This is a genomic window from Stutzerimonas stutzeri (assembly GCF_018138085.1).
GTDB classification, from domain to species: Bacteria; Pseudomonadota; Gammaproteobacteria; order Pseudomonadales; family Pseudomonadaceae; genus Stutzerimonas; species Stutzerimonas stutzeri_AI.
The window spans coordinates 2561494-2584377 of sequence record NZ_CP073105.1 but is presented as its reverse complement, the minus strand read 5'-3'; the positions used below and the strand labels follow the sequence as shown (position 1 = coordinate 2584377).

Below are 22884 nucleotides of genomic sequence, written 5' to 3'. Positions count from 1 at the left end.
TTTCAGCACCAAGCCCGCCTCATCACAGCCCGTAATTGTTCAGCTCGCGCGCGATCAGCAGCCGCTGGATCTCGCTGGAGCCTTCGTAGATCTGGGTGATACGCGCATCGCGGTAGTAGCGCTCGACCGGATAGTCCTCCAGATAACCGTAGCCGCCGTGGATCTGCATGGCCTTGGAACAGACGTACTCGGCGACCTCCGAGGCGAACAGCTTGGCCTGGGAGGCTTCGGACAGGCACGGCAGATTGGCGCTGCGCAGGCGCGCGGCATGCAGGATCAGCAGGCGCGCGGCGTTCAGGCGGGTGTGCATGTCGGCGAGCATGTTGGCCACGCTCTGGTGCTCGATGATCGGCTTGTCGAACTGGATGCGCTCGCGGGCATAACCCAGCGCTGCCTCGAACGCCGCGCGGGCGATGCCCAGGGCCTGGGCGCCGATGCCGATGCGGCCGCCTTCGAGATTCGACAGGGCGATTGCCAGGCCCTTGCCACGCGGGCCGAGCAGGTTGGCTTCCGGGATGCGGCAGTCGCGAAGGGTCACGCCACAGGTGTCCGAGGCACGGATCCCCATCTTGCTTTCCATGCGGTCGACGACGAAACCGGGGTTGTCGGTGGGCACCAGGAACGCCGACAGGCCCTTCTTGCCGAGATCAGGATCGGTGACCGCGAAGACGATGGCGATCTTCGCGCGCTTGCCATTGCTGACGAACTGCTTAGCGCCGTTGATCACCCATTCGCCGTTTTCCAGCACGGCGCGGGTGCGCAGGTTGTGCGCTTCCGAGCCGGCTTGGGGTTCGGTGAGGGCGAAACAGCCGATGGCCCGGCCCGTAGCCAGGTCCGGCAGCCATTGGTCCTGCTGCTCCGGTGTACCGTATTTGAGGATGGGCCCGCAGCCGACCGAGCTGTGGATGCTCATCAAGGCGCCGATGGCGCCATCGCCGGCGGAGATTTCCTCGACTGCCAGCGCGTAGGCGACGTAATCGATGTAGGTGCCGCCCCATTGCTCGGGAACGATCATGCCCAGCAATCCGAGCTCGCCCAGTTGCGTCACGGTGTCATCGCCGATCCAGCCGGCCTGCTCCCAGGCCTGGGCCTTGGGCGCGATTTCGGCGCGGGCGAAGTCGCGCGCCATATCGCGGATCATCCGCTGCTCTTCGCTCAGTTCGATGTCTTGCATGGATGGCTCCTCTCAGACGCCCGCGAAGAAATCGGCAACCCGCTGCGGCGTGACTTCAGTCAGCGTAGGCGGATTCCAGCGCGGACTCTTGTCCTTGTCGACGATCAGCGCGCGAACGCCTTCGATGATGTCGCCGTGATCGAACCATTGGCGGTCCAGGTGCAGCTCCATGCGAAAGCATTCGGCCAGCGACAGCGTGCGTCCGCGACGGAGCATCTCCAGCGTGACGCTGAGCGACAGGGGCGAACGGCTGTCGATGACCTTGAGCGTTTCGGCGGCCCAGTCGCGATACTCGGGGCGGTTTTCCTCGGCGAGTGACTGGCGAATGCCGGCAATGCTGTCGTGGGCGAAATGCTTTTCGATGGCAGGGAAGAGCGCCTTGAATGATGCGTCCGGCAGCTCGGAACAGCCCATGGAGCTGACCATATTCGTCAGTGTCGCCTGGGCCGGCGAGCGCCAGTCTTGTTGATCCAGGCGTTGTTCCAGCTCAGCGAACCGCTCGTAGGGCACAGAGTAATCGGCCAGGCCGGCATACAACGCATCGGCCGAACCCACATGATTGCCGGTCACGCCCATGTAGATGCCGAGATTGCCCGGCAGACGCGGCAGAAAATAACTGCCGCCGACATCTGGAAAATAGCCGATGCCCACTTCAGGCATGCCCATGCGCGTGCGTTCGGAAATCACCCGCAGCGAGGCGCCTTGGACCAGCCCCATGCCACCGCCGAGCACAAATCCGTTCATCAGTGCCAGCAGCGGTTTGCTGTAGGCGTGGATGTACTGGTCGAGGGCGTATTCCTCCTCGAAGAAGGCGCGGTGAAGGTCCTCGCCGTTCTGGTAGCTGTCGTACAGCGAGCGGATGTCACCGCCGGCGCAGAAGGCTTTCTCGCCTGCGGCGCGAAGTACCACGGCGACCACGTCCTGATCGTCCGCCCAATCCTGCAGCTGACGATGAAGGCTGCGCACCATCGGCAGCGTCACGGCGTTCAGTCCCGCCGGACGGTTGAGGGTGAGGTAGCCGACGCGGTTGCGGACCTCGATCAGTACCGGCGCTTCTGCCTGGGTCATGCTCAATGCTCCTGACGGTAGAGTTTGATGATCGCGGAGAAGTCCAGCGTACCGTTGCCCTGCATGCTGAAGGCCTGGTACAGCTGCTGCGCGAGACCGCCGAGGATAACCGGCTGGCGTACCTGTTTGGCCGCTTCGCTGGCGAGCCCCAGGTCCTTGAGCATCAGATCGGTGCCGAAGCCGCCGCTGTAGTCGCGTGAGGCCGGGCTGTTTTCCACTACCCCTGGAAAGGGGTTGTAGATCTCGGAACTCCAGCAGCGACCGCTGGACGAGTTGATCACCCCGGCCAGGACCTTGGGGTCCATTCCCAGCGCGACGCCCAGGGACATCGCTTCGGCGGCGCCGATCATGGAGATGCCGAGCAACAGGTTGTTGGCGACCTTGGCCACTTGGCCGTTGCCGCTGCCACCACAGTGGACGATGTTCTTGCCCATTGTCGCGAGGATCGGCTGAGCCTTCTGAAAGTCTGCGTCGCTGCCTCCGACCATGAAGGTCAGGGTGCCGGCTGCCGCGCCGACGGTGCCGCCGGAGACGGGGGCGTCGAGCATCGGATTGCCTTTTTCCGCTGCTGCGGCGGCGACTTCGCGTGCGCTCATCGGGTCGATCGTCGATGAGTCGATCAGCAGTACGCCGGCGGGCACGTGGGCGAGCAGGCCGTCCTCGCCGAGATAGACCTGCTTCACGTGAGTGGCTGCCGGCAACATCGTGATGATCACTTCCACACCGGCCTGGGCGACGCCAGCGGGCGAGGTGGCTTCCTTCGCGCCGGCTTCCACCAGGTTGGAGACCGCCGCCGCGGAAAGGTCGTAGACACAGACTTGATGGCCGGCCTTGAGCAGGTTATGGGCCATGGGCCCGCCCATGTTGCCGAGTCCGAGAAAACCGATATGCATGGCCGTTTCCTTTTTCTTATTGGGGGCGTTTGGCGGCGCCGCGACCTATGCCACGACGCCCGCCGCGGTTATTTCAGGTTGATGGTGGTGTTGACCGATCCGCCGACTTCGTTCTCGTCGAACCAGCGCTGGGTGACGGTCTTGGTCTGGGTGTAGAACTGCACCACCTGCTTGCCATACGGGCCGAGGTCGCCGAGCTTGGAGGCGCGCGAGCCGGTGAAGGAGAACATCGGCACCGGTACCGGAATCGGCACGTTGATGCCCACCTGACCGACATCGATCTCTTCCTGGAAGTGTCGCGCTGCCGCGCCGGAACGGGTGAACACCGCCGTGCCGTTACCGTTGGGGTTGGCGTTGATCAGTTCGATGGCCTGGTCGAGGGTGTCGACCTGCATCACGCAGAGCACGGGGCCGAAGATTTCCTCACGGTAGATGCTCATCTCGGGCGTCACTCCGGAGAAAATCGTCGGCGCAACGAAATTGCCCTTCTCGTAGCCGGCCACTTGCGGGTTGCGGCCGTCCAGCACCAGTTCGGCGCCTTCCGAGACGCCGCGCTCGATCAGCGAACCGATGCGATCCAGCGCAGCACAGGAGACTACCGGGCCGACGTCGGTGCCGCTTTCTGCGCCGGCATTGACCTTCAGTGTCTTGGCCTTGGCGACCAGGTCCGGCAGCCAGCTTTGCGCCTCGCCCACCAGGATCAGCACCGATAGCGCCATGCAGCGCTGACCCGCCGCGCCGAAGGCCGCGCCGGCGATGGCGTTGAGTGTCTGCTCCTTGTGTGCGTCGGGCAGGATGATGCCGTGATTCTTCGCGCCCATCATGCATTGCACGCGCTTGCCGGCCTGGCTGGCGCGGTTGTAGACGTGGGTGCCGACCTTGGTCGAGCCGACGAAGGAAACGGCCTTGATGTCCGGGTGATCGCAGATCATGTTCACCGCATCGGCGCCACCATGGATGACGTTGAGCACGCCTGGGGGTACGCCGGCTTCCAGCGCCAGCTCGGCGAGGCGCATGGTCACCATCGGGTCCTGTTCGGACGGCTTGAGGACGAAGGTGTTGCCGGTGGCGATGGCCATCGGGAACATCCACAACGGGATCATCGCCGGGAAGTTGAACGGGGTGATGCCGGCACAAACGCCCAGCGGTTGCAGCAGGGTATAGGTATCGACGCCCGTGGCGACGTTGTTGGCTAGTTCACCGAGTTGCAGGTTGCCGATGCCGGCGGCGTGTTCGACCACTTCCAGCCCGCGGAACACGTCGCCCTCGGCGTCAGGCAGGGTCTTGCCCTGTTCGGCGGTGAGGATGGCCGCCAGCTCCTTCATGTTTTCACGTATCAGCTGCTGGTACTTGAGGAAGATCCGCGAGCGCGCGCCAATTGGCGTCTTGCGCCAGGTCTTGAAGGCTTCCTTGGCGCTGGCAACGGCGGCATTCATTTCCGCTTCGGTAGCGAAAGGCACACGGGCCAGGACTTCCTGAGACGCAGGGTTGATAATGTCGCGCCACTCGGTGGTAGACGACTCGACCAGCTCACCGCCGATCAGGAGCTTGACTGTGGGGATGGCACTTGACTGGGTCATGGTGGGTCCTAGCGATTGTTGTTATTGAATAAAGCGGATCACGTCCCCCTGATCCTAGGGTGCAGATTTGTTTACATCAATGCGGGTTACCGCATAGTGGTTCTGCACAAATGCACAGTCATCAAGCGTAGAGCGAATGTGCCGAATGCGTCGGGCGAGCCCACGCCTGCGCCGGTTTTCCCCGCTGCAAGGTCGATGAAGCGAGAGCCAATAGTGAGTTTGAGATAGATACAGATGTTGAGCACAGATAGCCCCGGTAACCCTGTCGTCGCGCCTTTCGAGCATCCGTTGCCATTCGAGGAACACATGCTGGACCTGCTGCCGATCGGCGTCTGCACGCTCGATGCCGACGGTGCGGTGCAGCGGTACAACCGAGTCGCCAGCCAGCTGTGTGGCGATGGTCTGCGGCTGTACGGGCGGCTGCGCATCCTTTGCCCGGACAAGACGCTGATGCCCTTTGCCGATACGCCCTTGGCGGAGACCATACGTACAGGCCATCCCGGGCAGGACATCGCCTTGCTGATCGAACGGCCCGACGATGAGGCGGCGCCGGTGCTGGCCAATATCCAGGCCTTGCGCAGCGATACCGGGCAAATCACGGGCGCTGTCGTCTGCTTTCAGGGCAACACGCCGGCCCGCCAAGGCGATGCCGATCGCCGCCGCAGTGTCGAATGGCTGACGGCGATCGTGGAAAACACCCCCGAGTGCGTGAAGATCGTCGACCAGGATGGCACGCTGGTGCAAATGAACCCGGCAGGCCTGCGCATGGTTGGGGCCGAGACCGCCGCCGATGTGGAGGGGCAATGCGTATACGACCTGATCGCCCCGGAACATCGCGAGTATTGGCGCGACCAGCATCGACGTGTCTGCAACGGTGAAAAGCTCAGCTGGGAATTCGACATCATCAGCCTGGGTGGCACTCGCCGGCACATGGAAACCCATGCCGTGCCGCTGGCGTTGCCCGATGCCCCGCCGGGCGCATCGCCCGGCTTCACGCAACTGGCAGTGACGCGAGATATCACCGACCGCAAGCGTCTGGAAGCCGCCAATCAGGAAGCCGAGCGGCGCCTGCGCGAGCTGCTCGATGCCTTGCCAACCGCCGTCTATACCACTGACGCCAACGGCAAGGTGGCCTTCTTCAACCAGGCCTGCGTCGACCTGGCGGGGCGCACCCCGGCCATTGGTACCGATGAATGGTGCGTGACCTGGCGGCTGTACTGGCCGGACGGCACTCCATTACCTCACGATGCGTGCCCCATGGCCGTTGCGCTGAAGGAACAACGTCCCATTCACGGGGCCGAGGCGGTGGCCGAGCGGCCAGACGGCACCCGTGTGCCGTTTCTCGCCTATCCCGCGCCATTGCGTAACAAAGCCGGCACTGTGATCGGCGCGGTGAACATGCTGGTCGACATCACCGAGCGAAAGGTGGCCGAAGATCATCGCCAGCTCCTGCTCAACGAACTCAATCACCGCGTCAAGAACACGCTGGCGACCGTGCAGTCGATCGCTGCGCAGAGTTTCCGTCATGACGATGTCAGCGAAGGCTATCGCTGGTTCGAAGGGCGCTTGATCGCGCTGTCCAAGGCGCATGACGTGCTGTCGCGGGAGAACTGGGAGGCCGCGAACCTGAACGACATCGTCGATCAGGCGGCGGCACCTTTTCAGGCCCACGACCACAAACGCTTCATCGTGGCAGGCCCGTCACAACGTCTGCGACCCAAGGCAGCATTGGCGCTGGCGATGGCGCTGCATGAGCTGTGCACCAACGCGGCCAAATACGGGGCGCTGAGCAGTGAGGCGGGGTATGTCCGCCTGCAATGGCAAATCGTGGCCTGCAAGACGGGACGCTGCCTGCATCTGCATTGGAAAGAGCTCGGTGGGCCTGCCGTGTCGTCCCCGGTACGCAAGGGGTTCGGGTCGCGCCTGCTCGAGCGTGGGCTCGCGGGTGAGCTTGGTGCCGATGTGCAATTGGCCTACCCGGTCGAAGGGGTGGAATGCCATATCGAGGTGCCGCTGCCATGACTGATGATCCCGATACCGCTCAAGATCCCTTCGGACGCCTGCGGGTCCTGGTCGTCGAGGACGAGGCGTTGGTCGGTATGCTGCTCGAGGACATGCTGATCGATATCGGTTGTGCGCACGTCGAGCTGCTTTCGCGATTTGCCGACGGCTTGCAAGCGGCAGAGACCGGCAATTTCGATCTGGCGGTACTCGACGTCAACCTCGACGGTGTACCCAGCTTTCCCATCGCCGAGCAGCTCATGGCGCGTAATATTCCGCTGCTGTTTGCGACCGGTTATGGCGCCGGAGGAATGGACGCGCGTTTCTCCGACATTCCCACCTTGCAGAAGCCGTTTTTCTTCAGTGACCTGGAGCGAGGCGTCTGGCTGGCGCTGGAAGGGTCTTGAGTCGCAACAACTCGCGTCGCGGTAGGCGCCCGCAACAGAAAGCCCGCGTTTCAGCGGGCTTGTCGAGGTTGGGCCGGGTGGTAACGCCTCACGGGCCCTGGGTAACGAGCGCCGAGTTGCCCGTTCCGTTCTGCATGATCACAGCGTTGTAGCTCTGCGCGCTTTCCAGCGTGCCTGTCTGCACGACGGAGGCGTAGTTCTCGGTGCCGGTCTGTCCGATGTTGGCAGAGCTGTAATAGCCCGACTGGTCCACGTCGATTTCGTTGGCGGTTCCGTTCTGATCGATGATTAGGCTGCTGCCGTCGAAGTCCTGGCGGATATCCACCCGGTTGTAATCGCCCGTGGAGCTTCCCTCTACACTCGTCGAGCGCCCGCCTTGCTGTGCGGTCAGCTCGTTGCCGGTGCCGTTCTGAGTGTAGGAAAACGAGCCGAAGCCGGCAGACTCCACGACGTCCGCGACGTTGTCCGTACCGATCTGGATCAGCTCGACATCTCCCGAGGAGTAGCGGCCGGGTGAACGCTGGTCGAGCGTTGCCTGGTTAGCCGTACCCGTCTGGCTGATCGATGCATTGGCGCCAAAGGGGAATCCATCCTGAGTAAGGGTGATGATGTTGTCCGTACCGGTCTGATCAGTCTGCGCATGAGCATCGCCTATTTGTTCGATATAGGCGGTGTTGCCAGTGCCGTTCTGCACGCCGTTGTAGTTCTTGACGAGGAATCCTTCCTGAAACACCTCGATTGCGTTGTTCTCTCCGTTCTGGCTGATTGCCGCGCTGTTTGCGTTGAAGTCCGGCTGTTCGATGTAAGCCAGGTTGCTGGTACCCACCTGCGAGATGGACGCCGAATGGCCGACTTCTGCCGAAGACTGCAGCACGGTGGCGAGGTTGTACGCACCGTCCTGACTGACGGTGATTACGCCATTTGAGCCTGTTTGCTCGAGGGTGGAGATGTTGCCGTCGCCGGTCTGGTCGCTGTTGGCGGTAAGGCCGACTCCGTTCTGGTCGGTGTAGGCGACGTTTCCTGTGCCGTTCTGCAATTGCGCGATGCTGTTGCCGTCGCCTTGCTGCATCACATCGGCGTAGTTGTCGGTGCCTGTCTGCTCCTGCCTCGATTCGCTGACGGCGTGGGCGTGGCTCGCGATGAATAGTGAAATGGTCGCTGCCAGGATTGTTTTTCTTGTGTGCATTGCAGAACCCCTTGGTGAAAGAGCCCGAGTTCTAGCCGGTGCGTCTGTCGCGGGGAATCCATCGAACAGTCGATGTGGCGCGAGCGGGGTATTAATGCCCCAGAGATTGAGCGCTGGGTCACGCTGGGCTGCCCGCTGAGGCCGATGCTAGACGGCCGAGAAAGCGCGCCGTGGCCCTGATCCGCAGGTCACGGCGTGCATTCGGTCTTTCCAGCGCTAGCCGACCAGCAGCAGCGTTTCCTGGCGGCTGCGGCGCCGTTGATACATCGTGGCGACTGCCACCAGCGCGGCCAGTACGCCGCCAAGGATCAGCGACGAGCCAACAGTGCCGAATCCCAGCCCGCCTTGTGCCGGCGCTTTGGTCAGCACATCGCCCAGCGTCGCGCCGAAGGGGCGGGTCAGGACGAACGCGGCCCAGAACAACAGCACCGGCGATAGCCGTGTGCGAGCGTGCAGCAAAGCGATACCGGCAATCAGGCTGCCGATCAGCAGCGCGCCGCCGGCGAAGCCCAGGCCGGAGTCATCGGCCAGATAGTCGCCCAGCGCCGTACCCAGGGTGTTGGACACGAGGATCGCCGCCCAGTAGAAGGATTCGCCGCGCAGGTTGCGAATGCGCTCGACCGCCAACGTGCCGCAGCTCAGACGCCATACGAGGAAGATCACCAGCAGCGGCCCGATCAGCAAGGCCGAACCACTGGCATAACCGAGGCCCAGCGTGCGATCCATGAAGTCCGACATGGTGGTGCCCGCGGTGCTGGTGGTCAGGATGACCGCCCAATACAACGGCGGGTTGTACCGCTGGGTCCGCAGTTGGGCCAGCAGCGTGACGAGAAAGGCGCTGAACAGAATCAGCGAGCTCACGGCGTAGCCCACATCAAGGGTCATCGACAACAGGTCGCCGGCCGTTTCGCCGAGGGTTGTGGCGCAGATTTTCATGACCCAGAACGCAAGGGTGATTTGAGGAAGTTTGTTCATCGTCTGATCTCGAGGGGCACAGCCTGGGGGAGCGCAGCGGGAGACGCCGCGTGATGCCACGATGCACAGCGCGGTGTGAAGGCGAGGTGAAAAAAGCATCAACGATGCGTAGCGGCGCAGGGGGGCGGAGGCACCGGGCTGGCCATTCATTTATCTGCGAGCCACGTCGCTCCCAAGAAAGCTGGCAGTGCAGCATTGCAGGCTGCGGCTAACCCGTGGGAGCGGTCTTGACCGCGAATGGATTCCGTCCGCCACCCGCCGCCAGAGAGCACCGTGCCGGGTGTGTCGAGGCGGTGCGTTCCGCCGGACTGGCCAGCCCAATGGTCGGGACTCTTGTGCGAAAGCAGGTCGGATCGAGGGCGCGCCACGGGCTGACGGCTGAACAGTGGCGCGCGAGCGTTGCCGTACAGCTTGAAAAGCGCTCGAAATTTTTCGCTGGTCGATCGACCATAGCTCACCGATACCACCGCAGCGCTTCTACGGGCGCTGCCATCGAGAAGAGGAACAACATGAACAGCAAGGTCGTTTTCATTACTGGCGCCACGTCCGGGTTCGGACGTGCCACGGCTCACCGATTCGCCGAGGCAGGCTGGTCGCTGGTGCTCACTGGCCGGCGCTCGGAGCGCCTGGACGCGTTGCAGAAGCAACTCAGCGCCAAGGTGCCGGTTCATGTCGCGACGCTGGACGTGCGCAAGAACGAGGCGGTCAAGGAGGTGGTCGCCGCATTGCCGGAAGCCTTTCGAGCGGTGACTTGCCTGGTCAATAACGCCGGCCTGGCGCTGGCTCCAGAGCCGGCCCAGAAGACTGACCTGAATGACTGGCACACCATGATCGATACCAACATCACCGGCTTGGTCAACGTCACCCATGCGCTGTTGCCGACGCTGATCGAAACGGGCAAGGGCGCCAGTATCGTCAACATCGGCTCAGTTGCGGGCCAGTGGCCTTATCCCGGTAGTCATGTCTACGGGGCAAGCAAGGCATTCGTTCAGCAGTTCAGCTACAACCTGCGCTGCGACCTGATCGCCACCGGCGTCCGGGTCACGGATATCGCACCCGGCATGGCCGAAACCGAATTCACCCTGGTACGCACCAAGGGCAACCAGGCCGCATCCGACGCGCTCTACAGCACCACGACGCCGCTGACGGCCGAGGATATTGCCGAACAGATCTTCTACGTGGCCACGCTACCGGCGCACATCAACATTAACCGGCTGGAGATCATGCCATCGCGTCAAGCGTGGGCGGGTTTCGCGGTCGATCGCGACAAGTGAACCTGCACGGGGTTGGACGATAAAAGCGCTGGAAAGCTGGAAAGCTGGAGGCTGGAGGAAAAGGCGTCTTCGTTCGGCCTCTAGCTTTTGTGTCGGCGGGCGCCGTTCTGTAAGGCCGGGGCGTTGTTCAGGATGGAAAGCGGTGACGTAGACGCTCGGAGTGGCGCTGAGGCCGCTGAATGGCGCGAGGGAGCGGGTGAGGAACGTTGCGGGAGGGGGTTGCTGTAACGGCCGATCCGGGCAGGCGCTGCGTTCGCGAGGAACGTCAGCGGCCCGGAACCTGGCAGCGGGGTGTCAGTTCACTGCGTCTTTCAGCGACTTGCCCGGCTTGAAGCCTGGCAGCTTGGCTGCGGAAATCTTGATGGTGGCACCGGTCTGCGGGTTGCGGCCGTCACGAGCGGCGCGTTCCTTGACGGCAAAGGTACCGAAGCCGACCAGCGTTACGCTGTCGCCGTTCTGCAGGGTGTTGGTTACGCTTTCGGTGAAGGCATCCAATACGCGAGTGGCAGTGCTTTTCGGAACATCGGCGGAGGCGGCGATCGCTTCAATCAACTCGGCTTTATTCACGGGTATGGCTCCAGATTGGGAAGGGTGGTCAGTATAAGCAGCGTCTCGCTCCGTCGCCTGCGGCAAATTTCCCCTTTTTGCAAAAAATTTATCCCGCCTGGCCGACAAATCGCTTGTTTGGCTGATCCGGACGCTTCTGTCTGGACAGCGTCTTGCCGGCTTCGGTTCATTGGCCTCCCGACCATCGGCCGCCCGCCGATCGCCCTCTACGGCGCTGTTGCGGCCCCTGCAAGGGGATGATCTGGTTCGCTGTACGCTCCGGTGAACATGGATCGGCAGGGGATAAGCCGTGAATTCCTCGCCATCGCGCCAGCAATCGGCCGGGGGCGATACCACTAGTAGCGAATGTCGATTTCCACGTTGGTCGGCGCAGTACCGCTAACCGTAAATTCGCTGTCCTCGAACGCTGGTGGCCCCATTATCTTGGGGTTGTTGGACAGGCCATAGCCTTCGGTGGGAAACATGCCGAAGCGGCGATCCAGCTCACCGTTGCCGTTTTCGTCGTGGTAGGCCATGACAGCGTATTGGCCGGCGGGTACGTCATCGAACACCAGCGTGATGGTTCCCGCTGCGGCGGGTACCTCACGCGTGGCGAAGGCCTTGTCTACCTTGCGGAAGGTCTGCGGATCGGAAAACAGCGCGACCCGGACAGCTCCATGGTCGTGCTGGACGCCGTTGAGCCTGATCGTCAGCGACTGCCCGTTAGCAAAGGCCGCCCCGCTGGCCGAAACGGCGAACAGCAAAAATAGCGAACGTAACGTCATCGATAAGCTCCGGTAGGGCAACTGAATCATTGGGCTGGAGCGATCGCGCAGCGGCTCCGGCACGCCATATTGGCGTTGTTGCAGCCGAACGGCTAGCCCAGCGACGAACGCCGAGGATGGTTCTCTGCAGTTGGCAATGCGATGCTAGCCGGCCGGCCTTTTCGTATCCGAGCCCACATGGACAAGATCCACCTGCAGACGCTGATCATCGACAAGCTGCAAGCCGACCTGAGGATCGCCAAGGACGCACTCAGGGCTTCTCACGAAGCGGCTACCCATGCCGAGAGCAAGGCAGAGAACAAATACGACACGCGCGGGCTAGAGGCAGCATATCTGGCCGATGGCCAGCGCCGGCGGGTCGCGGAAATCGAGGCGGCACTGGCGAGTTATCGCAATCTGCCGGTGCGCGACCTGACAAATGAGCCGATTCGCCTGGTTGCCCTGGTTTCGCTCGAACTGGGGGACAGTTGCCGCTGGGTGTTCCTGGGGCCGGACGCCGCTGGATTGAGCGTGACGATGGGGCAAACCGAGGTGCTGGTCATCTCACCGCACGCGCCGCTGGGGCGGGCCTTGCTTGGCTGCCGGGAAGGCGACGAGGGCGAGCTGCGGGTAGAGGGCCGACCGCAGCCATACTGCGTGCTGACGATCTGTTGATAGCCCTCCGCCCGAGGTGAGGGCTGGCTTCGCGGGAAGCCTGGAAGTCCGCTTTCGCCGCGGGTCGCGGCTCCCACAAAGGCGACGGGGTGCACTGCTTTTTATTTTTGTGGGAGGCCCGACCTCGGGGCGGAGTTTTTCCGGCACCGAGCCGGGGCCGTTCGCCGCGGGGCGCACCTCCCACAATAGCAGCGGCGTGCACTGCTTTATTTTTTTGTGGGAGGCCCGACCTCGGGGCGAAGCTTTTTCGGCACCGAGCCGGTCCGTTCGCCGCGGGTCGCGGCTCCTACAATGGGCGGCGTGCACCGCTTTGTTTTTGTGGGAGGCCCGACCTCGGGGCGAAGCTTTTTCAGACGCCGAGCCGGCGCCGTTCGCCGCGGGTCGCGGCTCCCACAAAGGCGACGGGGTGCACTGCTTTTTATTTTTTGTGGGAGGCCCGCCCCCGGGCCGAAGTTTTTCCGGCGCCGAGCCGGCCCGTTCGCCGCGGGTCGCGGCTCCCACAATAGCGGCGGCGTGCACCGCTTTATTTCTTGTGGGAGGCCCGACCTCGGGGCGAAGCTTTTTCAGACGCCGAGCCGGCCCGTTCGGCGCGGGTCGCGGCTCCTACAATGGGCGGCGTGCACTGCTTTATTTTTTTTATGCGAGGTCCGCCTCGTCGGGCCTCAGCCAATGGTCATCAGGCTCGCGTTGCCCCCGGCTGCCGCGGTGTTGATGCTAAGTGCGCGCTCGATCAGCAAACGCTCCAGTGGGATATCGATGTCGCCAGGCGCCATGCCCTGTATGCCGACGATAGGCCCGCTGCGGCGTGCAAGCTGCTGGCTGACGTCACGCAACTGGTCGGAATTACCGTGATGGAGCACGAAATCGAAGCGCGCGGTGTCGCTGGTCCAGTCCGCGATGCGGGTGATCCGCTTCTGCACGACGGGTGGCAGCTTGTCGAGCACAGCGTTGCTGACCGCTGATTCCGCCACCATGGCTTCGCTACCCACGACCATCACGGCGGCAAGCTGGGCCTGTAGATCGCGCTCCTCGGCGGCCAGGCACAACACATGTTCGCGCGGCAGCAGGCTGTAGCTGTTGCGCTCGCCAGTGGGACCATTCAATACCCGCGTGGTGCCGCCCTGAGACTGCTCGGCGTAGCGATTGCACAGCGCTACGAGATCGCTCTGGCCATTGTCCTGCGCCCATTGCCGGAACTGCCTGGCGGCCTCGATCTGCGCCGGTGAGCGATGCACCTCGGGCAACGCCGGTGCGCCACTGAAATCCAGGGCTCGCAACAGCGCATCATGCGGACGCTCGGCCAGCAGGCGATACAGATACAGCGGACCTCCCGCCTTGGGTCCGGTGCCGGATAGCCCTTCGCCGCCAAACGGCTGCACGCCGACCACCGCGCCGACGATGTTGCGGTTGACATAGAGGTTGCCGACTTTGGCGCGTTCGATGACCTTGGCGATGGTCTCGTCGATCCGGGTGTGGACGCCGAGGGTCAGGCCGTAGCCGGCGGCATTGATCTGATCGAGCAACTGGTCCAGTTCGGTGCGGCGATAGCGCAGCACGTGCAATACCGGACCGAACACCTCTTGTTGCAGCTCGTCCAGGCGCTCCAGCTCGATGAGCGTCGGTGTGACATAAGTGCCGTTCGAGCAGGCTTGTTTGTCGATTCGGGCCAGCTGATGGACCCGACGCCCTTTGTCGCGCATGGCCTGCAGGTGCCGTTCGATATTATCTCGCGCCTCGGCATCGATGACGGGTCCGACGTCAATGGCCAGCCGCTGCGGATTGCCCATGCGTGCTTCGCCCATGGCGCCCATGAGCATGTCGATGACCCGCTGCGCGACGTCTTCCTGCACGCATAGCACGCGTAACGCCGAGCAGCGCTGGCCGGCACTGTCGAATGCTGAATTCATCACGTCCAGCACCACCTGCTCTGCCAGTGCGGAGGAGTCGACGATCATTGCGTTCTGTCCGCCCGTTTCGGCAATCAGCGGAATGTTGCGGCCGCGTTCGTCCAGCCGTCCGGCAATGCTGCGCTGGAGCAGCGAGGCCACCGCCGTGGAGCCGGTGAACATCACCCCGCGGATGCGCTCGTCCGCTACCAGCCGCGCACCGACGGTCTCGCCCCGGCCGGGCAGCAGTTGCAGCGCGCCCCTGGGAACGCCCGCTTCATGAAGGATCTGCACACCCAGGGTGGCGATCAGCGGCGTTTGCTCGGCGGGCTTGGCCAGTACCGTGTTACCGGCACCCAGCGCTGCGCAGACCTGGCCGGTGAAGATCGCCAGCGGGAAGTTCCAGGGACTGATGCAGACCACCGGCCCCAGGGGCTGATGGCTGTCGTTGTCGAAGTTGCTGCGCACTTCGGCGCCGTAGAACCGTAAGAAATCCACCGCTTCGCGGACTTCGGCAACCGCATTGACGTACGACTTGCCGGCTTCGCGAATCAGCACGCCGATCAACGCCTGCATGCGCTGCTCCATCAGCGTTGCGGCCTGCTCGAGGGCGGCCGCGCGGGCCGCTGGCGATGTCGAACGCCAGGCACAGAACGCGTCGACCGCGCACCGCAGCGCGTTATCGACGTCGCCTTCGCTGGCTTCCTGCACCTCGCCGACCACGTCCCGATGGTCCGCCGGGTTGAGCAGGGGTTCGGTCGGTGCCGTCGAGACGGCCTCGCAGCCGAGCAAGGGTGTCGCCACGTGGCGCTGGTGCGCATCGGCCAGCAGGGCGGAGGAAAGCGAGGCCAGGCGTTGTTCGTTGGAAAGATCGATGCCGCACGAGTTGAGTCGTCGCTCTCCGTAGAGATGGCGTGGTAATGGGATGCGTGGATGCGGCAGGCCCAGCGTGCCTTCCGTGGCCAGCATCTGCTCGACGGTCGCCACCGGATCGGCCACCAGCACCTCCAGCGAGATGCTCTTGTCCGCGATGCGGTTGACGAACGAGGTGTTCGCGCCGTTTTCCAGCAGTCGGCGTACCAGGTAAGCCAGCAGGGTTTCGTGGCTGCCGACCGGCGCATAGATGCGGCACGGACGATCCAGACGACCTTCGCCCTTGCCGACCACCTGTTCGTACAACGGCTCGCCCATGCCGTGCAGGCACTGGAACTCGTACTGGCCGGGGTAATAGTTCGGGCCCGCGAGTTGATACACGGCGGCAAGGGTATGGGCGTTGTGTGTGGCGAACTGCGGATAGATCGCCTCGGGCGCCGCGAGCAGCTTGCGGGCGCAGGCGATGAAGGACACGTCGGTGTAAGCCTTGCGGGTATAGACCGGGTAGCCTTCCAGCCCGTTGACTTGCGCAAGCTTGATTTCGCTGTCCCAGTAAGCGCCTTTGACCAGACGGATCATCAACCGATGGTGGCTGCGCTTGGCCAGATCGATCAGAAATTCCACCACGTACGGGCACCGCTTCTGATAGGCCTGGATGACAAAGCCGATGCCGTTCCAGTCGTTCAGCGAGGGTTCGAAGCAGAGCCGCTCGAGGAGGTCCAGTGACAGCTCCAGACGGTCCGCTTCCTCGGCGTCGATGTTGATGCCGATGTCGTAGCGTCGTGCCAGTTGAGTCAAGGACAGCAGCGTCGGATACAGCTCGTCCATCACCCGGTCGTATTGCGCACGGCTGTAACGCGGGTGCAGCGCCGACAGTTTTATGGAGATGCCCGGCCCCTCGTAGATGCCGCGGCCACGCGACGCCTTGCCGATGGCGTGGATCGCCTGCTCGTAAGACGCCAGGTAACGCCGAGCATCGCTGGCGGTCAGTGCCGCTTCTCCGAGCATGTCGTAGGAATAGCGGAAGCCCTTGGCTTCCATCGTCTGCGCGTTGTCCAGGGCTTCGTCGATGGTTTCGCCGGTGACGAATTGTTCGCCCATCAAGCGCATCGCCATGTCCACGCCCTTGCGAATCAGTGGCTCGCCGCCTTTGCCGATCAAGCGGTTGAGGGACGAGGACAGGCTGGATTCGTTATGCGTGGCCACCAGCCGGCCGGTCAGCATCAACCCCCAGGTAGCCGCGTTGACGAACACCGACCGGCTGTTGCCCAGGTGTGGCTGCCAGTTGCCGGTACTGATCTTGTCGCGGATCAGCGCATCACGGGTGCCCTTGTCCGGCACCCGCAGCAGGGCTTCGGCCAGGCACATCAGCGCCACGCCCTCCTGCGACGATAGCGAGAACTCCTGCAGCAGGCCCTGCACCAGCCCTTGGCGTCCCGCGGCGCTTTTCTGGTTGCGCAATTTCTCGGCGATGCGCAGCGCCAGCCGATGCGCGCCTTCGGCCTGGTCCGGCGACAGCCGTGCCTGCTCCAGGAGCATCGGCAGCGCCTCTTGTTCAGGGCGGCGATAAGCGGCGGTGATCGCGGCTCGTAGTACCGACTGCGGCAACACACTTTCGGCCAGCTCGAGAAATGGCTGAGTGCCGGGTTCGACTTCGGCTTCCAGGGCGTCCGCGGGCGGCAAGGGATGCTCGCTGAGCGGGGCAGTGCCGCGTTCGAGTTGCTCGAGGTAATGCAGCAGCGCCTGTTTTATCAACCACTGGGGCGTGCGGTCGATTCGGCGTGCTGCCGCTTCGAGTCGATCACGGGCAGCCTCGTCGAGCTTGATGCCGAGTGTGGTGGTCGCCATGTTGCCTACCCCTCAATCTGTGATGTGCGGGTGCGGGAGCCGTACCGTCGCGGTACGGCTTGTACGATTGACAGCCTCCTATCAGCGTAGACGTTCCCGGTGCGGTGGTCGGCGCGCGCTGGCGGGCGGTAAGACACTGATACAGCTTCAGCGGCACCTCGGCAGCTAACCGGGCAAGTCGTGACTAGTCTTGAATCATGGCTCGCGTAATGCGATTCACAGACCCATCGGGTAAGCCTCATACGCCGAGCTTGCCCAGGGCCGCCCGCATCCGGCTCCGTTGCGATCGGCCCTATGGAGGGAATATGAAGATCGAGCGATTCGAGGACCTCATCGACTGGACTCGGGATACCCATCGAGAACTGGCCAGGTGCCTGGGCCGCAGTGCGCTGCGCCACGAAGAGCAGCGCGCACAGTGGTTGCTGGCCTATCTCGCCGATCATGAGAAAGCCCTGGCCAACACCATCGAACGCGTTGAGCATCACGCCGACCCGAAAGCTCTGCACACTTGGATCTACGACTATGTGGCGCGTAATCCGGTGATTCGCGGCCAGCCTTGCGCCAAGCCGTACGCGACCATGAGTCTCGAGGAGATCTCACGCGAGCTGTTCACCATCCATAACCAGGTGATGGATCTATACCGGTCGCTGGCGCGTCGAGCCGAAATCGACGGCGCACGCGATCTCGCCACGGACCTGCTTGCCTTGGAGTCGCACGAAACGATGCGGCTGGCGATGCAGTTCAATCGGGTCAACGAGGTCTGAGCCGGCGGCTGATAACGACGTGCTGTATTCGATTGGTCGATTTCAGCGCTTTTCCGGTTCCGGCACGTCGGTTTCCTTGACCTGCTTTTCATCGATCTTGCGTTGCGCCTCGCGCTCGTCCGCGGCGTCAGGTTGCAGGCTTTGCTGTTCCGGCGCGGGGTCGTACTGAAGCTCGACCATCACGGGGAAATGATCCGATCCGAACGCGGGTAAACGCTGGATGCGCACCAGCTGGAAGTGGTGACTGTGGAAGAGATGGTCGAGCGGCCAGCGCAGGAAACAGTGCTGCGCATGGAAACTGTTGACCATGCAACGACCCACACGCGGATCAAGCAATCCGCTGACCTTGCGAAACAGGCGCGTATTGGCTGACCAGGCAACGTCGTTGAGGTCCCCGGTCACGATGATCGGCGTGTCGGGCTCGTCGTCCTGAACGCTTTTGGCCACCAGTAACAGTTCGGTGTCGCGTTCGGTGGACTCTTCGTTCTCGGTGGGGCTGGGCGGCGCTGGATGCAGAAAATGCATGCGTATCGCCAGCTGCTCGTTCAGGCGAACCCGCGCATGCATCGAGGGCACGTCATCCTCGACGAGAAAGCAGGTTTCGCCGTTTTCCAGCGGTAGCCGCGACCAGACGTGCATGCCGTAGAGGTTGTCCAGTGGACAGCGCATCACGTGTGGCAACTCATCGGTAAGCTCTTCGAGCTGCGCTTCCCACCAGCGATCGGTTTCAAGTGTGACCAGCACATCGGGACGGTACTGGCGTACCAGCGCCTTGAGCGTGTCGGCCTGTCGGTTCGGTGTAAGCACGTTGGCCGCCATCACCCGGATGCGCGGCCTGTCGCGGCGCGAGTCGGCGGACTTGACCTCGCGAGGCCACAGCCGGGTATAGGGGGCGATCCACCAGGCCTGATAGGCCAGGCAACCGCCTGCGAGTACGGAAACCAGGATTTGCAGCGGCTCGGAGTAGGACAGTAGCGACGCCTGGGCCAGCAGCAACACGAAGGCCAGCACACACAGCTGCAAGCGTGGAAAATCCAGCGCGCGGACCCACCAGGCCGGATTTTTCCAGAGCGGCAGCAAGGTCAACACCACCAGCAGACCGGTCGCTGTCAGCAAGATCCATTTCGTCATTCCCACTCCTCGGTGTGTTCGGCTCGAGACACTGCCGGCTGTTGCGACCTGTCATCAGGCACAAGGCATTCGTCCCGCTGCCTCCCGTTTGGTTCCGCTCGTCGCCGGCCAGCCATATGCACGCGCAGGCAACGGCAGCATGCGGAAACGAAAAAGGCCTGACAGGCAGTGCCTGTCAGGCCTCTTCGGATCGCAGCGGGTGACGTTACATCGGTTCGCCAATGGCCGCACAGCTGTTCGGCGCCGTCGCGTGTTTTCTCAGTACCGGCAACTGGGGCTGTTCGGCACCGCCGGTCACGTCGAGTGCAAGGATGTAGTTGCCCCACCATGGACCCGCAGCCCAATAGGTGAGCGGAACGCAGTTGTCTCGCAGATAGCCGAGCAGGTTATCCATCGCAACGATCGCATCGGGGGCATAGTTCGGCACGCCCATCTCGCCGATGAAACCGCGCAGCTTGTTGGCCCTCAGCCAGTCGACAAAGGGTTTGGCGCGATTGATGCCCAGGTCCGGCGCGAAGGTCTCCGTCTTGTCTTGGTACAGGCCCGACGTATCACGGTCGAGGTACATGTGCGCTTCGAAAATCAGCTTGTTGGCCGGATCACGCATCCAGGGATCAGCGATCAGCTGGGTATTGGACTGCGGCCAGTGCCAGGCGCTGGAGAAACGATCACCCGCCACGTAAATCCAGTGCGTCTGGTCGACCTTGCGGATTTCCTTGGCGGCGGCCAGGGCCGCTGCGGGCCAAAGCCCCTTGGTGTTCGGCTCGTTCATGAGGCCGTACCCGCTGAGGGCAGGGTGCTTGCCAACCTTCTGCGCGATGCGTTTCCAGGCGTTGGCGAACGACGGAATCGGGACGGTCTCGGAGCCGATCGGTTGCTTGTAGTAGCGATAGTAGTTGTGCATGTCCAGCACGACCTTCACACCGTACTTCTGCGCGTAGTCGAGCGACTGGGTAAGCAGCGCCAGCTGTGCGGCATCGAGCTCGGCGTCGAGCCGAGGCTGCATGCGCTCCCAGAGGAAGGGCAGGCGAACCAGCTTGAGGCCTTGCGCGGCGTACTTCTTGTAATACGACTCGGCCGGATAGATGTAGTTGGTGCCATGTTTGCCGGGCAGCACCGATGGGCCGAAGGCGGCGCCGGACAGCGCTACACCGACAAGCTGCACCGGACCGGCTGCCGGCAGCGTGACCTCCGTCGATCCCGATGGGGCGGCCGGCCGAATTGCCGGGGCAGTGGCGAGGCTGAGCTTGTTCGGATAGCCAACCACATTGCCGTCGAGCACGGGCCCGCTCATGAACACGCTCAGCGCACCACTGGCCGGCTTCACCGAGGTGATGGTGCGGATCTGCCCGTCCGCGGTGCGTACCGAGGCACCTGGCACGAAGGCCGCCTTGTTCTGCGTGGTCGCGGCGACCGAAACGCCTGCCGAAGCACGCCAGGAACCGTTCAACCAATAACTGTTGGTGAACTTGTTGATCAGCGCCGAATACAGCTGGGGTGCAACCGGAGTGGTGTTTGGCACCGTGACCGGCGTCGAGCTGGCGACGTTGCTTATGCTGAGCCTGTTCGGGTAACCGACGAGCTTGCCGTCGAGCACCGGGCCGTTCATGAAAATGGTCAGCCCACCGCTGGCCGGCTTCACCGAGGTGATGGTACGGATCTGCCCGTCCGCAGTGCGCACCGAGGCGCCTGGCACGAAGGCCGCCTTGTTCTGTGCGGTCGCGGCGACCGAAACACCTGCCGAAGCACGCCAGGAACCGTTCAACCAATAGCTGTTGGTGAATTTGTTGATCAGCGCCGAATAGGCAATCGTCGATGTGCTGGTGCTGCCGGTGGTTGCAGCCTGAGCCGCACCGATGCCGGGGATGCAGCCCAGCAACGCGGCAAGGGCAACGGCGGACAAGAGGCCGTTGCGGGTGTTGGCAAAAGATGTAACGGACATTGGCTCACCATGACCATTGGGCATCGTGACGCGTCTTCGGCGCGTTCGATGAATCGACAGGGGAGGTTGATCAATAAGCGGTGCTGCTAAGCAGGCGGAATCCACCGATAGAACGAACCACTAGGCGAAACGGCTGGGTAAGAGCCGTTTCTTTGCGCATTTATAATTTGTTTCTTTTATCTTTTGAATCTAGAAAGACGTAATACTGCCGCCAATATTACGTCGATCATTATCGTGGCCATCTTTTTGATATCAAATGGCCGATGGCCAGTAAAACCGGTTTGTTCTCAAAGGCCCGTACCGCGAGGCCAGCGGGCGATAATGGCGTCAGTTTTTTGAATTGACCGTTAATCGGGTCACGAACCAGAACATATTAAAAAGCGACGAATGGCATGCAGGGCGTTGAACTTATTTGGGATGTAACTGGAGCGAGGTTCGGCTTGCGGTTACACGAGTAAAACGTGCTGAAACCGATTGCGGGTTACAGGCGGGGATGAGGCGGTGTTGTGCTTGTAAAGCGCCCTGGCTTGGTGCAGGGTCGAAGACCGGTTCTTGCTGCGGAGTCCTGCCATGTCGCGTCTTTTCCCTCGCGTCGACCCTGATGGGCTGATCGAATACTCGGTCGTCTATACCGATCGTTCCCTCAATCACATGTCCCGATCCTTCCAGGCTGTGATGAATGACATCTCCAGAACGCTCAAGGCGGTCTACAACGCCGATGCGGTAGCCGTCGTGCCCGGCAGCGGGACCTTCGGTATGGAGGCGGTCGCACGCCAACTGGCGCATGACCGCCATTGCCTGGTGCTTCGCAACGGCTGGTTCAGTTATCGCTGGAGCCAGATCTTCGAGATGGGAGGCATCCCGGCGCGCACGACCGTTCTCAAGGCGCGGCCGCAGGCGCAGGCGCCGCAAGCGGCATTCACGCCGGCGCCGCTGGATGAGGTGATCGCAGCCATCGCAGAACAGAAGCCTGATCTGGTGTTTGCGCCGCACGTCGAGACCTCATCGGGGATGATCCTGCATGACGAGTATCTGCGGGCGGTAGGCGACGCCGTACATGCGGTCGGCGGTCTGTTCGTGCTGGATTGCATCGCCTCCGGCGCGCTCTGGGTGGACATGAAGGCGACGGGTGTCGACGTGCTGATCAGTGCACCACAGAAGGGCTGGAGCGCGTCCCCTTGTTGCGCCTTGGTGATGCTGAGCGAGGCCGCTCGGGAGCGAGTGGAAAGCACCCAGAGCAGTAGCTTCGCGTGCGACCTGAAGAAATGGCTGCAGATCATGCAGGCCTATGAGCAGGGCGGACACGCCTACCACGCGACGCTGCCCAGCGACTCGTTGGCGCTGTTTCGTGACGTCATGCTGGAAACGCAGGCGCGTGGATTCGAAACCGTTCGCGGTCAGCAGATCGAGATCGGTCGGCGTGTCCGCGCACTCTTGGCGGAGCGGGGCTTCAAGAGCGTAGCGGCCGAAGGCTTCGAGGCGCCCGGTGTGGTGGTGTGCTACACCGAGGATCCGGAGATCAAGAACGGCCACAAGTTCGCCGCGCAGGGCCTGCAGATCGCCGCCGGCGTTCCGCTGCAGTGCGACGAGCCAGCTGATTTCCAGACCTTCCGTATCGGTTTGTTCGGCCTGGAGAAACTGAACAATATCGATCGCACGCTTGATGTGCTGCGTGATGCACTCGATGAAATTACCGTGGCGAAGTAACGCGGTATCGGTGCATTGCCACGGCCATTGCGACCGCTCGTCGTGTGGCCTGTGCAAGTACCGTTGTCTTTTGCAGTGCTTGTTTCATCGAGTTATATGGCCAAACCCCGCGTGGGCGCTGTGTCTGTTGCGAAAATAACGCTGAAACCTGCGAGCTAGACACATTCCTGAAACAAAAATGTGTTTGCAG

General features: G+C 62.7%; 17 protein-coding genes. 6 read left to right on the top strand and 11 right to left on the bottom strand.

All coding sequences use genetic code 11. The features are described from left to right. Positions 1–22: 22 nt before the first annotated feature. From KCX70_RS11870 to KCX70_RS11855, 4 genes are all read right to left on the bottom strand, one after another. Complete coding sequence (locus KCX70_RS11870; RefSeq protein ID WP_102850509.1) at positions 23–1174, bottom strand: acyl-CoA dehydrogenase family protein; 1152 nt, start codon at positions 1172–1174, stop codon at positions 23–25. A 12-nt stretch (positions 1175–1186) separates the two neighbouring features. Next, the gene (locus tag KCX70_RS11865) at positions 1187–2242 is read right to left on the bottom strand and encodes an enoyl-CoA hydratase/isomerase family protein (RefSeq protein WP_212617664.1); all 1056 of its coding nucleotides are present in this window, start codon (positions 2240–2242) and stop codon (positions 1187–1189) included. A 2-nt stretch (positions 2243–2244) separates the two neighbouring features. Further along, positions 2245–3135 carry a 3-hydroxyisobutyrate dehydrogenase gene (mmsB, locus tag KCX70_RS11860; protein ID WP_102850511.1) on the bottom strand — a complete coding sequence of 297 codons (891 nt, stop codon included), beginning with the start codon at positions 3133–3135 and terminating at the stop codon, positions 2245–2247. Between the two features lie 68 nt (positions 3136–3203). After that, positions 3204–4715: a CoA-acylating methylmalonate-semialdehyde dehydrogenase gene (locus KCX70_RS11855; protein WP_212617663.1), complete on the bottom strand. Its 1512-nt coding sequence runs from the start codon at positions 4713–4715 to the stop codon at positions 3204–3206. Positions 4716–4949: 234 nt separating this feature from the next. Here KCX70_RS11855 and KCX70_RS11850 point away from each other — a divergent pair, with 234 nt between their 5' ends. After that, positions 4950–6737: a sensor histidine kinase gene (locus KCX70_RS11850; RefSeq protein ID WP_212617662.1), complete on the top strand. Its 1788-nt coding sequence runs from the start codon at positions 4950–4952 to the stop codon at positions 6735–6737. Then, positions 6734–7123, top strand: a complete 390-nt coding sequence (locus KCX70_RS11845) for a response regulator (RefSeq protein ID WP_212617661.1) — start codon at positions 6734–6736, stop codon at positions 7121–7123. The genes KCX70_RS11850 and KCX70_RS11845 overlap by 4 nt, the downstream gene beginning before the upstream one ends. A gap of 88 nt (positions 7124–7211) precedes the next feature. On the opposite strand, the gene KCX70_RS11840 is transcribed toward KCX70_RS11845, so the two are convergent. Further along, complete coding sequence (locus KCX70_RS11840; protein WP_212617660.1) at positions 7212–8309, bottom strand: hypothetical protein; 1098 nt, start codon at positions 8307–8309, stop codon at positions 7212–7214. A 216-nt stretch (positions 8310–8525) separates the two neighbouring features. After that, positions 8526–9284 (bottom strand): hypothetical protein, encoded by a 759-nt coding sequence (locus tag KCX70_RS11835; protein ID WP_212617659.1) that lies wholly within the window; start codon positions 9282–9284, stop codon positions 8526–8528. 509 nt (positions 9285–9793) lie between these two features. Here KCX70_RS11835 and KCX70_RS11830 point away from each other — a divergent pair. Beyond that, positions 9794–10558, top strand: coding sequence for an SDR family NAD(P)-dependent oxidoreductase (locus KCX70_RS11830; protein ID WP_212617658.1), 765 nt, complete (start codon positions 9794–9796; stop codon positions 10556–10558). A 294-nt stretch (positions 10559–10852) separates the two neighbouring features. Here KCX70_RS11830 and KCX70_RS11825 read toward each other — a convergent pair whose 3' ends face one another. Together KCX70_RS11825 and KCX70_RS11820 are read right to left on the bottom strand one after the other, a co-directional pair. Continuing rightward, a complete protein-coding gene (locus tag KCX70_RS11825; protein ID WP_019339665.1) occupies positions 10853–11125 on the bottom strand; it encodes an HU family DNA-binding protein in 273 nt (90 codons plus the stop codon). Between the two features lie 335 nt (positions 11126–11460). Then, positions 11461–11889, bottom strand: coding sequence for a DUF2141 domain-containing protein (locus tag KCX70_RS11820; RefSeq protein ID WP_212617657.1), 429 nt, complete (start codon positions 11887–11889; stop codon positions 11461–11463). Between the two features lie 177 nt (positions 11890–12066). On the opposite strand from KCX70_RS11820, the gene KCX70_RS11815 reads away from it, so the two are divergent. After that, complete coding sequence (locus KCX70_RS11815) at positions 12067–12543, top strand: GreA/GreB family elongation factor (RefSeq protein WP_212617656.1); 477 nt, start codon at positions 12067–12069, stop codon at positions 12541–12543. Between the two features lie 662 nt (positions 12544–13205). Here the strand turns inward: KCX70_RS11815 and putA are convergent. Continuing rightward, the gene (putA, locus tag KCX70_RS11810) at positions 13206–17150 is read right to left on the bottom strand and encodes a trifunctional transcriptional regulator/proline dehydrogenase/L-glutamate gamma-semialdehyde dehydrogenase (RefSeq protein WP_212617655.1); all 3945 of its coding nucleotides are present in this window, start codon (positions 17148–17150) and stop codon (positions 13206–13208) included. 305 nt (positions 17151–17455) lie between these two features. On the opposite strand from putA, the gene KCX70_RS11805 reads away from it, so the two are divergent. Continuing rightward, positions 17456–17914, top strand: a complete 459-nt coding sequence (locus KCX70_RS11805; RefSeq protein WP_021206862.1) for a hypothetical protein — start codon at positions 17456–17458, stop codon at positions 17912–17914. 42 nt (positions 17915–17956) lie between these two features. On the opposite strand, the gene KCX70_RS11800 is transcribed toward KCX70_RS11805, so the two are convergent. Together KCX70_RS11800 and KCX70_RS11795 are read right to left on the bottom strand one after the other, a co-directional pair. Next, positions 17957–19045, bottom strand: coding sequence for an endonuclease/exonuclease/phosphatase family protein (locus KCX70_RS11800; RefSeq protein WP_212617654.1), 1089 nt, complete (start codon positions 19043–19045; stop codon positions 17957–17959). A gap of 205 nt (positions 19046–19250) precedes the next feature. Further along, positions 19251–20987: a glycoside hydrolase family 5 protein gene (locus KCX70_RS11795; protein ID WP_212617653.1), complete on the bottom strand. Its 1737-nt coding sequence runs from the start codon at positions 20985–20987 to the stop codon at positions 19251–19253. Positions 20988–21557: 570 nt separating this feature from the next. On the opposite strand from KCX70_RS11795, the gene KCX70_RS11790 reads away from it, so the two are divergent. Next, a complete protein-coding gene (locus tag KCX70_RS11790) occupies positions 21558–22694 on the top strand; it encodes an aminotransferase class V-fold PLP-dependent enzyme (RefSeq protein WP_212617652.1) in 1137 nt (378 codons plus the stop codon). The last annotated feature ends 190 nt before the right edge of the window (positions 22695–22884 follow it).